Consider the following 13738-nt stretch of genomic DNA (forward strand, 5'->3'; position numbering starts at 1 on the left):
TTGCAAATTCTAAAACATCTCCACCAACTGCATTTGCGGTTAATATTCTGTATTTAACAGAATCTGCCTCGCCATTTAATGTATCGAAGCTACTCTTGTTGACCAATATATAACACCTTGATATATTCTACCAAAATAAACTGAGTTTGAGGTTAAATATATTAAGCAAGTATTTCCAGTAACTTGTGGTTCTGCAAAAAACAAAACATATCCGCCAATAATATCATCTGGCGCGTCTGTAACATTTCCCCAAGAAAAAAAGTATCCACAAACTTCATTGTTATTTCTAAAATTTGTAACTGTATTAGCAATATTAACGTCTTTTTTGTCTGGAAACTTCTTAAATATTATTGGGAACTCGCCATTTTACACAGTTATAACAGGCTTTTTACCATACAAAACGACTAAAGACCAATTTATATTTGCATTATGAACATATCCTGACACAATATAATCCATGGAACCACTTATAGACACAGAAACACTACCTGAAGATAATTCAGTTACATGATTTCTACTAGGGCCACCTGGAGAGTATCCTTGTAATATAAATGAGCCATAAGTATTTCCGTCCCCACCTTGAACTGAGAGCAAATAAATATGGTAGCCAATAGGCGCTGTTATTTTTATGCTATCGGGTGTGCCTTCATATATATAACCTTTTATATTATGGACGGCCTCGCCATTTTATGTTGTAATATATGCTCCAATTTGTCCGTAGCCTTTTTCAGGAATAAATTTAAAAATAGTAATTAAAAACTATTGCATTTCCACGCATTGCGTGGTATAATAAGGACAGTTAAAACAAAACACAATTTGAGGAGGATAAATCAATGACAAATACATTAAAAATTAAAGGCATTAAGAAAATCGCAGGGGAAAGCAAAAACTTAGACGGATACTGTTCCAGTGAATATCTTCAGGTTAATTACAACCGCGTAACTGGGGAGGCATGGACAGATTATCATTGTTCTCTGGGGCAGAATTCATGGAGTCAGTACCATAACAAAGATATTATTAGATGCGGTAATATTTCTGAGCCTATGTCGATGGCACAGATCAGGGAGATGATTGAGGAAGCTGTTAAATATGCATGCGCATAGGACAAAAAAGACCTGTCAGTTATGCGGCAGGTCTTTCTTTGGTGGTTCAGATTGTTACTACTGCCCGGAATGTGCAAAAATAAAAAAATCTGATACTGTGATCCGAATACGGGTTTGCCAGGATTGCAATACGGAGTTTTTTGGAGGGCCGCGGGCGAGGCGTTGTCCGGATTGCGCATACATGGCAAAAGTACATTATAAGCGTAAGCCGGCAGCGCGCCCCATCGGAAGTATTGATAAGTGTATTATCTGTGGAAAAGAGTACACTGTTATTTCCGGAAGGCAAAAATACTGCTCTGATGCGTGTCAGAGGGAGGGTGTTTTAGAATGGCAGCGCAGGCACAAAAAAGGGTATCATAAACTATCAGGGCAGGATGCCAGAAAACAGGAACGGAGAAAGCACACGCAGAAAATCTGTGTTTACTGCCTTCGGCCTTTTACAAGCGATACATCTACCAACCTGTGCTCTGATTATTGCAGGGCAGAGCAAAAGAAATTGCTGCAATGTGTAGCAGATATAAAAAGAGGATATAAGAGAAATTTACAGAAATATGAAGATGAAAGAACACGATATAGGAAGGAGTGCCAAAATGACAGATAAATTGTTTTATAAATTATGGAAAGACGCACTTGAGCAGCCGGACAGAGACATGTATATAGGAGAATACGGATTTCCTGAGTGGTTTGATGAAATCAGTGATGATCCGTCTGAAATTACCCGGGTTCTAAAAAGTATCCATGGCGTAGCCCATATGAGCGTCAGGGATATTATACTTGCGTCAGGTCTTACGCAGTCTGCATTCGCCGTTAAATTCTGCATCCCGCTTCGTACGGTGGAAGATTGGGCTACCCAAAAAAGAACATGCGCGGATTATATCAGGCTTATGTTTGCCAAATCGTTGGGATTGCTCTATCAGGCCGCTTTATCAGACACATGACGGATATTAGATAGCCGCCACTACCAACAGTGGCGGCTATGCATCTTTTTAACTACAGATTTTAACCCTGTGGCTCATACGGAACTTCCAGCATCCTGGCAAAGGTAAAGCTATACAGGTGTATGAGAGCCCGCGCCAGTTCTTTTTCAGGAAATGGCAGGTCTTCGTAAAAGGGATTTTCGATATCTTGCCAGACCAGCCCGAGGTGATACTGGTAGATATCTTTAGCAATTTCTATAGCTTTCTTTTCCGTTTCCGTCAATGTTCTTTTCATTCGTAACCTCCATATAAATATAAGCTACCAACATTGGTAGACAGCGCGTGTCTTTATAATATGTACAAATTAATTGCATAACCTATAGCATAAGCCGTAACGCATGCTTAAAATATGAATCCGGATTATACCCTTTTTCGTGTTGCATTTCGTGTTGCATAGCTGTATAATCTGTTATAATTTATACACTTATATAGATGCATTATAAATATGTAAAATCATAAAAGGCATTGATTTACAAGGTTTTTTTAAAGTCCTGTATTTATAAGGGGTTTTTAAAAAGACGGAGCACGGGTTCGAATCCCGTCTCGTGCTCTTTAAGGAAAGCCTTGTAAATACTGGATATATCCCGTAGTTACAAGGTTTTTTGATGTTCCGGAGGGGAAAAATTTAAAATATCTTATCCCCAAATATAAAGCTTTTTGTGGGGTATGTATCACACGGATATCACACGAAAATCACACGGTTTTCATAACGTTATCACTGATCCATCCCCCGCGCTGTAATATGTACTGATCCGGCGTCCCCGATGGCGTGCATGATGGGTGCTGAATAGTGCCATTACGGTATCATATAGATACAACTCCTTTCCGGTGAATGGCTGATTGCTACTTGACATCTCAATTTTACCATAAACCAGTGAGGAATCGTTTTATCTTGTAACAAAAAGAATCCCTCATTTATGCGGGTTCTGGCGTTTCGCAAACGCCTAATCCATACCAAACATGAAAGGAGCGATTGACCCGTGGCAAAGACCAAAGCCGAAAAAGTGAAAGAAGCCGAGAAAATCAGAAAGAACGTTTACAGTATCTTGCGGCAGGAACAGCACCCCCGCAAGACGCAGGATATGGAACGATAACAGATAAGGCGGCGAGATAGTCAAAACCTGCCCCGCCGCCCTGTTTTGTTTTATTTGCCCATTAAAATTCAGTGCTTTTAGAAGTAATGATAAAACCGTTTTCATTATCTTTTGGCACGATGCCAAAACATACTGTACCAACATTGCTTTCGCCCTCAAAATCAATCGTATATCTTACTGTAATAGAATCACCAGATTCCTCATAATCGGCAAATGTATATTGGTAATCAGGATAATCGGAAACACCAATGTAATAGTAACCGTTCTGATAATAGAAAGAGGTTTGTCCTTGTTCCATATCTTCAAAAGAAGGCTTTATATCTGGCAGGTCAACGCCAAACACCAGTTTTGCATAGGCTTCTGCTTCTTGTAAACTAATTTTAACAACTGTTTCATCAAAATCATCACGAGGTACTGTTTCTGTTTCTGCACCCTCAGATGCGCCAGTATAAGAATAAAATAGGAAATCTCGCCAAAATGTTTCGTCCTTTGCTGTTTGGGAATTGAAGTCATTCAATTTTTTACACATTTGTGTCAGAAAATTCTTTCCCTGTTCCGTAAGTTCAAAGGTTGTTTCTGTTTTGGGAAGTGATTCCTGTTCATTCTCCGCAGAACTGGTTGTTTCCATTTCGCCTGACGTTTCTTCCGGATTCTTTTTTGTGTCTGTTGTTGTTTCAGTTTGAAGAATAGAACTACTGCTTTCCAATGCTTCATCCTTTTTATCTGTTCCGCAAGCGGTTAAACACAATATAGTGGTCATAAATACTAATAAACACAATTTTTTCACTTTAACTAGTACAGCATTGCGTAAATAACGGTGAATATCAGCGCCTGATATTTGTGTCAGGGCAAGGCGGAGGAGGGAGGCGATGCGGTGGCATCGTTGACTGACGACAACGCGGCGCTGGCGCAAAGAGCAGGCGCTGAATTCATCGTTATTTACGCAATGCTGTACTAGTCTCCTTTTCAAAGTGTAATCTGTTACAACGGGATTCATTATAGTCCTTTTTGCTGAATATTCATAAAACCGTTCTCTGTCAACTGATTTATCCTTTATTATTTCTTCAATTTCAGTCCGAATCCAGTATTTCACAGGTTTATCTTTCAAAAGTTCTCTCCAATTCTCCATTTTTTCGCCTACCTAAACAATTCCGATTTTGATTTGCCCGCGCTGTTAAAAACCCTGTCATAAGTTCCGGATTCTCTGTTTCATTTGTATCCCTAATCAAGTCTCTTATTGCAAACGCTTTTTCTTTCAATATTTAAGAAAACGCTTTCATCCGCATTTCCTTAATATGGAACATATTACTTTGGGTCAGCTTCCTCGTTGAGGGGCTTATGGTTGCTGTCCATGTAGTTCTTTTTCCCGAAGGGAACATAATTTTCATCCAGCAAAATTAAGTTTCCGTTTCCCAGATCAGGGAACTGCCGCGCAACCTCCTTGAGCACCTCCCATTCGTCTCTGGCATTTTCTTTGTTGTCCTCCTCCACCTGTCTTAGCGCCTCTTGAATAGACTGCTGATCTGCCGTTCCCCAATAGAGAGGATGGGGCTGGAAGGAAGTATGGTAATCGCCGCCCTCATAGCAGAAAAAACAGGAGCAGGGGATTTTTTCAAATAGAATTTTTTGCGCCCCGTCAAGCTCCTTCACCTCCAGACAGTAGCACCCATTGACGGTTGCCGCACCATCCCGCGCGGTCATGTTTGCGATCGCCATGATGGTGAGGGGGTCCGTTTTCACGATCATGCCGGGAACCAAAAGCCCCTCCTCGTACATTTCCCGTAAATATTCGTCAGAAAATTTTCCGACGGCCCGCCATAGGAAAAACAATGCAAGAAGGAGACAGATAACGGCGGGAATCCAGCTTTTAAACAAAGAAATTCCTGCCATGCACAGGAGGCACACGCAGGTTATCGCGGAGCTTCTCCTCTTTTTGACGACGGCTTTTATTATCTCATCTTTCTGCCGTATCCGGCTCACATCTGCATGGATGCCGGATTTTACACTCGCTTCAAATTGTGAATAATCGACCATTTTTTCCTCCATTTCTTACGTTTCTGCAGATTGCTAATATTTATTATAGATATATTCAACAAAAATCCGATAAAAACAATATACAATCCACACCACCCAGGTTATTTCCCACTTGCACAAGCACATATGTTATTTATTCTTCCTGTCCGTTCTGTATTCAAACAAAATAAGAACTTGAAAGAAACTAAACGCGACAGCAATAAATTTTCTATTTTTTGAATCATAATTATCTTATATATTAAATCTTTTTACCCATTATTATTTATTATCTAAATGATTTAATTTCCCCCAGTACAACTACCCATTTGTTGTTGTGTTCAGTTTAGCATATTTATAGAACATTTACAAGATTCCTTGTATGACAAACAAAAAGAATGAAGTCTTCACTTGACAATGTGGCAAAGATTTGATGTCGGTGGACGAACCGGCTGTGATGGACGGTGGGAAATTCCTCCCGCAGATCAGGGGCGTCCGGCCTCTCCTCTCCCGCAATTATGAGGTCACGGCGGAGGATTTGGAAGCGCCGGCTGTATGATGATGTAGCTGCCTGTTAAAGTCTCTGGCTTTGACGGGCTTTTTCTTTTCACCGGAAAGAGGTTCTATTGAGGATTCGCGCCCCTCCCTGACAACTGTATACCTTTCCAGAACGATCCTGGACTATGCCGCCCCTGTGCTTTATGCAGATTTTCCTGAAGCACAGGGGCGTTTTTTCGTTTCCGCCAGATACGGCCATACCACAAAACCAATATTTCTTAAATTAAAGGAGGACTTTCTTTATGGCTTTTTTGGCATGTGCGATTGATATCCTGAAAATTCTGATGATTGCTCTGGGCTCCGGCCTCGGCGCATGGGGCGTCATCAACTTACTGGAGGGCTACGGCAACGACAATCGTGCGACACGTTCGTAACTGAAAAGGTTACGCACTAAGTCGAAAGGCTAAACAGCCTGAAATCTTAGGAAAACTGACAATCTGACGGGTGGAATGACAGGGTAACGCTTTGAAACGTCCACATACCATTACAGACGGTAAGATTCTTCGGATTGGGCACGGGCTTAGAGGAAGCGCCTAAAAGTATCCAACGATAGGATTGTTGGAACGTGGTAAACCGGGACGTGAATAGATAAGGCTGTTGCAGGCTGATGTCACGCTGATAAGGAAAAGCGAAAACCAGCAGGGAATGCTGGTATATCGGACAATCAAGGGCAGCAAGGGAAGCGGTACTCCCGGCGTGGAATTCTGTAAAATGAATTTTACGTAACAGTTCAGATAACCTGAACTGTTACGGCATCTGCCAATGAAAATCTCTTCGCGATGGGGCAGATGCCTGCTGCCGCCGCGTTTTCGTACGGTCAGCGCAGCAGGTGCGCAGACCTATCTGAACTGTTACAATTTTACAGAAAGAAAACTCAAAGTCAAATTTTAGGTATTGCTTTTCAATTTGTTTTGGTATATAATAGTGTACCGGAAACAACGTTGCTTTTTGCCACCGGGTAAAGAGATTATGCGTCAGACTTTCTATCGTTAGGTCAGAGAAGATAGAGAGTTCTGACGTTTTTGTATTTTAAGGAGATCTCTATGAAAACCAAAACGCTACTGAAAGAATTTTCGCAATATGTAATATTAAATATATGCGGCATAATCGGCTTATCATGTTATATACTCGCTGATACCTTTTTCATTTCAAACGGTTTAGGTGCAAATGGTCTGACCGCACTTAATTTAGCTATTCCGATATATAGCTTTGTTCATGGAAGCGGTCTGATGTTTGGAATGGGAGGTGCAACAAAATATTCCATTTACAGAGGGCAAAAAGAATATAAAAATGCAGATAAATCTTTTTCAAGCACAATATATATTATGTCTGCATTGGCTGTCATGTTTATGCTGACAGGTATTCTCTTTTCCAGTCAACTGACAAGATTATTAGGCGCTGATAAAAATGTCTATCATATGACAAAAACATATTTACAGGTTATTTTACTTTTTGCCCCGGCATTTATGGCAAATGATACACTAATCTGTTTTGTAAGAAATGACGGAAATCCTAAATTGTCTATGATTGGTATGTTGACTGGAAGTTTCTCAAATATTATTTTAGATTATATATTTATTTTTCCTCTTAAAATGGGGATATTCGGTGCAGTATTGGCAACAGGATTAGCACCTGTTATTAGTCTCATTGTTTTATCTAAGCATTGGCTTACAAAACAAAACCAGTTTCATTTCGTGCGGATAAAGCCTTCCTTTCGATTGACAGGAAATATTATTTCATTAGGTGTTCCGTCCTTTATCACTGAAATGGCTTCGGGAATTGTAATAATAGTTTTTAATACGATTATCCTACACTTGCAGGGAAATATCGGTGTAGCAGCTTATGGTGTAGTTGCAAATTTATCACTTGTGGTTATTTCAATTTATACTGGGATAGCACAGGGAGCACAGCCCATATTAAGCAGAGTATACGGATATGGAGAGCATGAAAGTCAGAAACAGATTTTGAAATATGCCTTAAAAACCATGTTAGTTATATCATTTGGCATTTACCTGTTTTTTTTACTTGCAGCCAGTCCAATAGTAAGCATATTTAACAGTGAACAGAATATGCAGTTACAGGAAATCGCAGCAGCAGGGTTAAAATTGTATTTTACTGCTATTCCATTTGTTGGGTTTAATATCATTATATCTGCATATTTTACGTCAACAGAAAAAGCCTTGCCTGCACAAATCATTTCATTGTCAAGAGGATTGTTAATGATAATCCCTATGGCATTTTTCCTGTCTTTTATATTAAAAATGACTGGCGTATGGCTCTCTTTTCCAGTTACAGAGTGTTTTGTCGCTTTAGCAGGCATTGCATTATATATTAAATCAGAAAGAGGTTAAAAAATGTTTAGAGAAATGCGTAGAAAAAAACAAATATTATCCGAAAAAAAATGTATTGAAATCTTAGAAAAAGGAACAGCCGGTGTATTAGCTTTATTAGGAGATAATGATTACCCGTATGCAGTTCCAATCAGTTATGTATATTACAATTCTAAGTTGTTTTTTCATGGTGCAAAAAGCGGGCATAAAATAGACGCAATCAAGAAATGCAGTAAAGCGTCTTTTTGCGTAATCGACCAAGACCATATCGTGCCGGAGGAATACACAACTTATTTCAGAAGCGTAATTGCTTTTGGCAAAATTCATGTTATGGAAGATGAAATAGAAATGAAAAACGCAATAGAACGATTGGCAGTAAAATACTATCCAACTGATACAGAAACAAATCGAAATACTGCAATTAGCAGAGAATGGAAGCCTTTGTGTATGATAGAATTAGATATTGAACATTTATCCGGGAAAGAAGCAATAGAATTAGCCAGAACAAAACAATAGATTGCATATTCTGCTCTACAGGGATAAATTATTTAGTACAGAGTTGCATTAATTCGCAAGTAAAAAGTGCTTGATATTCGTGTCATCTGTGCGTCTGCGAAGCGACGGCGCAGCGGTGTCTACGTCTGGCTTCGCAGACGTGCAGAGGGCGCTGACAGCGAGTGATTTATTCACTGAAATTTAGGCAATGCTGTACTAGAGCGTGTTTGAAAAATCATTCCCGCCATCTGCACGCCCCACTTTGCGGCATATTTGTGCCAAATTCACTTAACGCAGCCCACTGCGCCGCGTTCATTTGGCCCAAATCTCCCACAAAGCGGAACGCACATCTGGCAGAAAGCATTTTTCAAACACGCTCTAGGCGGATAGTTTTACATTTACTAAAAAATGCTTATTTTTCAATTATTTTCGGATAGCGGTTAGAAAAAATACATGACAAGCAAGCCTGTTAAAAAATATGTTGCAGAACTGGGCGATTTAACAGTTTTTTTGCAAGAGCCAGTGAAATAAAGGCTTAAGAGTTTCTGAGAGGACACAAGTATTCAGAATGTGAAAAACGAGAGCAGGTTGATATCATTTTTAATGAATTCTTTCAGATAGACAATTTGTTCCTGGCTATCTTTTTGACTGGCCAGAGACAGGACTTACTTGAAATTAAGAAGCAAAGTCAATGTTCGGCGGTTATCCCCCGGTATTAGGCTTTGCTTCTTGTTTTAATTGGCAGTTATTGGCAGTTCATTTAGCCTGATTCTGAATAAATCTTAAGTAAAAGGATATATCACGGCATTCTCAATTAGGTATAGCGGATAACTCTTATTACCTTCCGAATTCCGTAATTAATAATCCGTCTGTTAATGAAGAATAATTTAAAATCTGTCCCTCTGCCTCAACATGATGGATGCCTCTTATTCTATAGTAATAGCCCTTCCTCTGGTTCTTAACAGTCATTGAATTTGTTAATGCTGACAATCCAGAGGGGAAATCTGCTTTCTTAGCATTGAATTGATATCTGGCAACCTCAGTCCATTTATCTCTGCTTTCATCATATCTTTCTAATATTGCTGTGTTGGAAATTTTATCGCATTCTACATAACATAAGGTTTGAATTATAAAACCGATATTTCCGCCGCTCTCATTTATAATCTCTGAGCTAACACCCCCAACAATACTGCCACGTTCTCCATCAACTACATCTTTACTTCTTCTTACATCTTCGGACAAAAGAACAATTTCCTCCGGCTCATTATCGGAAACCGTTACCGATGCCTGTGCGGTAAATGATAATAAGATTGTTAATGCAGATACACATACGACTACTTTCTTCCATAACTTTTTCATAATATTATCTACTCCTTAGTTAGCTTCTCTTATGTACACATTTTCAATTATTTTTTTAAACTCTTCTTCTCCCACAACACCCATTATTAAATAATATGAATCTTGACTAATAATCTGGACACTTAACTCTAATTCTCCCTTTTCAGTATATTCTTTTTCAATTAAAATATCAGCATCCATATATGGGTTGTAAACTTCCATATGTCCCGCTTTATCAGATAGATAATTTAATGAACTACCTTCTGTCCTTATCTGTTGCACAATGTAAAACTTTTTTCCTTTATATTCAAAATACATTGTAGCTCGGCTTTTGCTTATTTCACTCATCTTATATTCCATCCTGTCAGGAATATAACCCATCCTCAGCACATCGCTCCCTAATTCAGTGCTAATTTCCTGGTAAGCCTCTTCCAGCATATTTTCCTGGTCTGCAACAGTTCCTTTATTGTAGACTATGTTACTACCAATATTCTCTCTTTCCGTCACATTATACTGATAACTCCTCTTTGCCCCAACTGTCATCCCCATTGCCAGAAGCAGAGCTGCCAGGGCGCTGACTGCTACGGCTATGCGCAGAAACGGCTTTATGCGGCGATAGTGTTGCCGCACGCGCTTTTGTCCTGCCGTAAGCGTGTTCGTTTCTGCCGTTTCATTATAGTGAGGCCTTATCCTCCTTTCTTCAATCTTTGTAAGCAGACGAGCAAACCCGTCTTCCGGTTCGGGGGGGATCTGGTTGTCTTTTATTTCGGTCTGTGCAAGCAGAAAATCTTTCAGAAGCGTGTCGTCGTCTTTGCCAAATGCCTGCTTTAACCATTGATCTAAATCATGATCGGCTTTGGGGCCGTTGTGGCCTCTGTCCATTTTCTACCTCCCTTCTCTCCTCTCTCCGTGTTTTAAGCCTGTCTGTCCGCTTCCTGCGGTCAAAATATGGCTTTTGCCTGTTTTTTCATCTGCTTTAGGGTTGACTTTTTTTCATTTCTGTTTAGTATACTAGATATATAAATCTATTTAGCATACTTTTGTTCCAGGTAAAGAATCTGCTGTGCAGGATATGTTCCGAACAGCCATATTTTATGGAGGAAACACTATGAAAAAAATCATTTTGACCGGAGGCGGTACGGCCGGCCATGTTACCCCTAACCTTGCACTTCTTCCAACTCTTCAAAAAGAAGAATTTGAAATTCACTATATCGGCTCTTACAATGGGATCGAACGACGCCTCATTGAAGAAACCGGGATTCCCTACGACGGAATCTCATCAGGAAAACTCCGCCGCTATTTTGATTTAAAAAATTTCTCAGATCCGCTGCGCGTCCTGAAGGGATACGCAGAGGCTTTAAAGTTAATGAAAAAATATAAACCTGACGTTATTTTTTCAAAAGGCGGATTTGTAGCCGTTCCTGTCGTCATGGCTGCCAAGCACTATAAAATTCCTGTCATCATTCATGAATCGGATATGACTCCGGGATTAGCTAATAAAATCTGCATTCCATCTGCTAAAAAAGTATGTTGCAATTTTCCTGAAACATTGAAATATCTTCCCGACGATAAAGCCGTCCTGACCGGCTCTCCTATCCGGCAGGAGCTGCTCTGCGGAGATCGACTGGCCGGACTGCAGTACACCCATTTGTCCGCCGAACTTCCTGTTATTCTTATTATCGGAGGAAGCTTGGGTTCTGTAACTGTAAATCAGGCAATACGCAATATTCTTCCTGAAATCCTTAACGTATTCCAAGTGATACATATCTGCGGTAAAGGCAATCTGGATGAAAGCCTGATCGGAACCAAAGGATATGTTCAGTACGAATATGTAGATAAGCCTTTACGGCATCTTTTTGCTGCTGCTGATCTTGTTATCTCCCGGGCCGGAGCTAATTCTATTTGTGAAATATTGGCCCTGCGCAAGCCAAATATCCTGATCCCGCTTTCCGCTTCGGCAAGCCGCGGCGATCAGATTTTGAATGCAAATTCCTTTGCAAAGCAGGGATTTAGTACCGTCCTTGAGGAAGACGTCCTGACCCCTGACACGCTTCGCCATGCGATTACAGAAACATACAAAAACCGCGATACTTTTATAGAGCGAATGGCTGAAAGCCATCTGAACAACGCGGTCGAAACCATAATTGGCCTGATAAATGACTGCCTGAAAAATTAGATATCAAAAAGCCGAGCCTTCCTTAACCTCTTTTGCAGTTCCTTCTTGCCTCTGGATAGACGGGAACGACATACTGTTCCCGTTATATTCAGAATTTCACTTGTCTCCTCTGTCGATAACCCTTCAATAATTCTCAAGATAATTACATCACGCCAGTCCTTCTTCATCTCTTTTACTATTTTCCATATCTCGCGGTAAAGATCCCGTTCCAGAACCTCTTCATCCAAAAGATTTACCATTCCGCTATTATCCAGAAGTTCCCTGAAAATAAGCTTTTCATCATCCGGACTATCTATTCTCAAAAATTCACAGCGGCTTCTTCTTCTGTTAATGTCCACCCATTTACTACGCAAAATCCGTATCAACATGGTGGTCCTTACTTTTTCGGGCCAATCCAGAGGATATCTCTCGTAATATTCGATAAATGTCTCATGCACCAAATCTTCGATCTCATCCTCATTAACCTTCAGCTTAGCGGCAAACTTTTTTAGCGGAACAAGATATTCTACATACAGTGCCTGTAAAAGCTCGCTTTCATCCTGCCGCATACGCATCTCCTATTACTCCATTGCCTCTTTTATACTACTGCTAAGCCGGCTAAGCTGTTCCGGATCCGCTTTCTGCGGCTCCCATGCTGCGATTTTGGCTCCATCCTTATATCTTGGTATTACATGAACATGGAAATGAAACACTGTTTGTCCGGCATCCTCACCGTTATTTTGAACCACATTAAATCCGGAACAGCCCAAAGCCTTTTTCATCGCCGCGCCAAGCCTTCCCGCCAGCGGCAATACTTTGGCAGCGATTGTATGATCGAGCTCACATAAATCTCTGTAATGCTCTTTTGGAAGAATCAGTGCGTGCCCTTTGGAGGCCGGCCCCAAATCCAAAATCACCCTGAAATCCTCATCCTCATAAATGGTTGACGACGGAATCTCTCCTCCGGCAATTCGACAAAAAATACATTCTTTATCCACCATTTGAATCACCCCTTATCTTCCAGCATCCCTGGATGCCGTTCTTATTCTATATTTTACCGGGACTTCTGTAAAACAGCAGCCCCAGAAAAATACCGATCACAAGACCTCCGACATGAGCCGCGTTATCAACTCCTGTACTGGTAAATCCGAGATACAGAGTAATCGCAGCAAGTATAAGTAGCTGGACGCTGCTTAAATCCTCAAGCCTTCCTCTGTTTACGCCAACTACATAGATCAGTCCTCCGACAACGCCAAAAATCGCGCCTGACGCTCCCGCTGACACGACTGGATAACCTGCCACATTCATCTCTGATACAAGAGAACATATATTTGCTCCCACTCCGCATAAAAGGTAAAAAAACAGGTACTTTACATGTCCAATGGCCCGCTCCAGATTATCTCCCAAAATAAACAAAATCAACATATTATCTGATAAATGTCTGATTCCAAAGTGCATAAATATAGAAGTAAGAAGACGATAAAACTGTCTTCTTTCCAAAATGAGCGGTACATACATCGCTCCCTTTTCAATCATAAACAAAGAATTCTCTGATGATCCTGCTATTTCAAGATAAAGAAAATATAATACATTCAAAGAGATAAACGTACCATTGATATATGCCCTTTTTCCTTTATTTCCCATCTATACACGCCCTTTATGGTCATGATTATAACAT

Annotated in this window: 15 protein-coding genes and 2 pseudogenes; 8 read left to right on the forward strand and 9 right to left on the reverse strand. The window is 40.3% G+C overall.

What is annotated here, in order from left to right:
* Positions 1-833 precede the first annotated feature (833 nt).
* Both NFS31_RS20140 and NFS31_RS20145 read left to right on the forward strand, forming a co-directional pair.
* Positions 834-1103 (forward strand): hypothetical protein, encoded by a 270-nt coding sequence (locus tag NFS31_RS20140; RefSeq protein WP_160229183.1) that lies wholly within the window; start codon positions 834-836, stop codon positions 1101-1103.
* A 590-nt stretch (positions 1104-1693) separates the two neighbouring features.
* Positions 1694-2041: a helix-turn-helix domain-containing protein gene (locus tag NFS31_RS20145; protein ID WP_160229184.1), complete on the forward strand. Its 348-nt coding sequence runs from the start codon at positions 1694-1696 to the stop codon at positions 2039-2041.
* Between the two features lie 61 nt (positions 2042-2102).
* On the opposite strand, the gene NFS31_RS20150 is transcribed toward NFS31_RS20145, so the two are convergent.
* The 3 genes from NFS31_RS20150 to NFS31_RS20160 form a co-directional block, all read right to left on the reverse strand.
* Positions 2103-2315 carry a hypothetical protein gene (locus tag NFS31_RS20150; protein ID WP_160229185.1) on the reverse strand — a complete coding sequence of 71 codons (213 nt, stop codon included), beginning with the start codon at positions 2313-2315 and terminating at the stop codon, positions 2103-2105.
* Positions 2316-3235: 920 nt separating this feature from the next.
* Entirely contained in the window at positions 3236-4303 is a 1068-nt protein-coding gene (locus NFS31_RS20155; protein WP_251499131.1) for a hypothetical protein, read from the reverse strand.
* A 176-nt stretch (positions 4304-4479) separates the two neighbouring features.
* Positions 4480-5208, reverse strand: coding sequence for a DUF3239 domain-containing protein (locus NFS31_RS20160; RefSeq protein ID WP_251499134.1), 729 nt, complete (start codon positions 5206-5208; stop codon positions 4480-4482).
* Positions 5209-5617: 409 nt separating this feature from the next.
* Between NFS31_RS20160 and NFS31_RS26920 the strand changes: the two genes are divergently transcribed.
* The 4 genes from NFS31_RS26920 to NFS31_RS20175 all read left to right on the forward strand — a co-directional run bounded on the left by NFS31_RS26920 (position 5618) and on the right by NFS31_RS20175 (position 8588).
* Positions 5618-5743: a hypothetical protein gene (locus NFS31_RS26920; RefSeq protein ID WP_275563913.1), complete on the forward strand. Its 126-nt coding sequence runs from the start codon at positions 5618-5620 to the stop codon at positions 5741-5743.
* Between the two features lie 241 nt (positions 5744-5984).
* Positions 5985-6116 carry a Maff2 family mobile element protein gene (locus NFS31_RS20165; RefSeq protein ID WP_465223442.1) on the forward strand — a complete coding sequence of 44 codons (132 nt, stop codon included), beginning with the start codon at positions 5985-5987 and terminating at the stop codon, positions 6114-6116.
* Positions 6117-6785: 669 nt separating this feature from the next.
* Positions 6786-8093 carry an MATE family efflux transporter gene (locus NFS31_RS20170; RefSeq protein WP_251499136.1) on the forward strand — a complete coding sequence of 436 codons (1308 nt, stop codon included), beginning with the start codon at positions 6786-6788 and terminating at the stop codon, positions 8091-8093.
* Between the two features lie 3 nt (positions 8094-8096).
* Positions 8097-8588, forward strand: a complete 492-nt coding sequence (locus NFS31_RS20175) for a pyridoxamine 5'-phosphate oxidase family protein (protein WP_251499138.1) — start codon at positions 8097-8099, stop codon at positions 8586-8588.
* Between the two features lie 170 nt (positions 8589-8758).
* Here NFS31_RS20175 and NFS31_RS27970 read toward each other — a convergent pair.
* A pseudogene (locus NFS31_RS27970) lies at positions 8759-8917 on the reverse strand (DUF6783 domain-containing protein).
* Here NFS31_RS27970 and NFS31_RS27975 point away from each other — a divergent pair.
* Positions 8855-9004, forward strand: a pseudogene (locus tag NFS31_RS27975) (DUF6783 domain-containing protein); the annotation flags it as partial. The pseudogenes NFS31_RS27970 and NFS31_RS27975 overlap by 63 nt on opposite strands.
* Positions 9005-9404: 400 nt before the next feature.
* Here NFS31_RS27975 and NFS31_RS20180 read toward each other — a convergent pair.
* Both NFS31_RS20180 and NFS31_RS20185 read right to left on the reverse strand, forming a co-directional pair.
* Positions 9405-9926, reverse strand: coding sequence for a hypothetical protein (locus tag NFS31_RS20180; RefSeq protein ID WP_251499140.1), 522 nt, complete (start codon positions 9924-9926; stop codon positions 9405-9407).
* 15 nt (positions 9927-9941) lie between these two features.
* Positions 9942-10787: a DUF4367 domain-containing protein gene (locus NFS31_RS20185; protein WP_251499142.1), complete on the reverse strand. Its 846-nt coding sequence runs from the start codon at positions 10785-10787 to the stop codon at positions 9942-9944.
* A gap of 226 nt (positions 10788-11013) precedes the next feature.
* On the opposite strand from NFS31_RS20185, the gene NFS31_RS20190 reads away from it, so the two are divergent.
* Complete coding sequence (locus tag NFS31_RS20190) at positions 11014-12081, forward strand: undecaprenyldiphospho-muramoylpentapeptide beta-N-acetylglucosaminyltransferase (protein ID WP_251499144.1); 1068 nt, start codon at positions 11014-11016, stop codon at positions 12079-12081.
* Here the strand turns inward: NFS31_RS20190 and NFS31_RS20195 are convergent.
* The 3 genes from NFS31_RS20195 to NFS31_RS20205 are packed head-to-tail and all read right to left on the reverse strand — an operon-like array spanning position 12078 to position 13704.
* Positions 12078-12629, reverse strand: coding sequence for an RNA polymerase sigma factor (locus NFS31_RS20195; protein WP_251499146.1), 552 nt, complete (start codon positions 12627-12629; stop codon positions 12078-12080). The genes NFS31_RS20190 and NFS31_RS20195 overlap by 4 nt on opposite strands.
* 12 nt (positions 12630-12641) lie before the next feature.
* Complete coding sequence (locus NFS31_RS20200; protein WP_251499148.1) at positions 12642-13061, reverse strand: HIT family protein; 420 nt, start codon at positions 13059-13061, stop codon at positions 12642-12644.
* A 46-nt stretch (positions 13062-13107) separates the two neighbouring features.
* Positions 13108-13704 (reverse strand): rhomboid family intramembrane serine protease, encoded by a 597-nt coding sequence (locus tag NFS31_RS20205; protein ID WP_251499150.1) that lies wholly within the window; start codon positions 13702-13704, stop codon positions 13108-13110.
* Between the last annotated feature and the right edge of the window lie 34 nt (positions 13705-13738).

Origin of the sequence: Otoolea muris (assembly GCF_943193115.1) — a bacterium.
Lineage (GTDB): Bacteria > Bacillota > Clostridia > Lachnospirales > Lachnospiraceae > Otoolea > Otoolea muris.

Bases quoted from the DNA above. Each gene is read 5' to 3' on its own strand.
- NFS31_RS20175 (WP_251499138.1), top strand. From the start codon at position 8,097: ATGTTTAGAGAAATGCGTAGAAAAAAACAAATATTATCCGAAAAAAAA.
- NFS31_RS20150 (WP_160229185.1), bottom strand. From the start codon at position 2,315: ATGAAAAGAACATTGACGGAAACGGAAAAGAAAGCTATAGAAATTGCT.
- NFS31_RS26920 (WP_275563913.1), top strand. From the start codon at position 5,618: ATGTCGGTGGACGAACCGGCTGTGATGGACGGTGGGAAATTCCTCCCG.
- NFS31_RS20185 (WP_251499142.1), bottom strand. From the start codon at position 10,787: ATGGACAGAGGCCACAACGGCCCCAAAGCCGATCATGATTTAGATCAA.
- NFS31_RS20195 (WP_251499146.1), bottom strand. From the start codon at position 12,629: ATGCGGCAGGATGAAAGCGAGCTTTTACAGGCACTGTATGTAGAATAT.
- NFS31_RS20155 (WP_251499131.1), bottom strand. From the start codon at position 4,303: ATGGAGAATTGGAGAGAACTTTTGAAAGATAAACCTGTGAAATACTGG.
- NFS31_RS20205 (WP_251499150.1), bottom strand. From the start codon at position 13,704: ATGGGAAATAAAGGAAAAAGGGCATATATCAATGGTACGTTTATCTCT.
- NFS31_RS20145 (WP_160229184.1), top strand. From the start codon at position 1,694: ATGACAGATAAATTGTTTTATAAATTATGGAAAGACGCACTTGAGCAG.
- NFS31_RS20160 (WP_251499134.1), bottom strand. From the start codon at position 5,208: ATGGTCGATTATTCACAATTTGAAGCGAGTGTAAAATCCGGCATCCAT.
- NFS31_RS20190 (WP_251499144.1), top strand. From the start codon at position 11,014: ATGAAAAAAATCATTTTGACCGGAGGCGGTACGGCCGGCCATGTTACC.
- NFS31_RS20200 (WP_251499148.1), bottom strand. From the start codon at position 13,061: ATGGTGGATAAAGAATGTATTTTTTGTCGAATTGCCGGAGGAGAGATT.
- NFS31_RS20140 (WP_160229183.1), top strand. From the start codon at position 834: ATGACAAATACATTAAAAATTAAAGGCATTAAGAAAATCGCAGGGGAA.
- NFS31_RS20165 (WP_465223442.1), top strand. From the start codon at position 5,985: ATGGCTTTTTTGGCATGTGCGATTGATATCCTGAAAATTCTGATGATT.
- NFS31_RS20170 (WP_251499136.1), top strand. From the start codon at position 6,786: ATGAAAACCAAAACGCTACTGAAAGAATTTTCGCAATATGTAATATTA.
- NFS31_RS20180 (WP_251499140.1), bottom strand. From the start codon at position 9,926: ATGAAAAAGTTATGGAAGAAAGTAGTCGTATGTGTATCTGCATTAACA.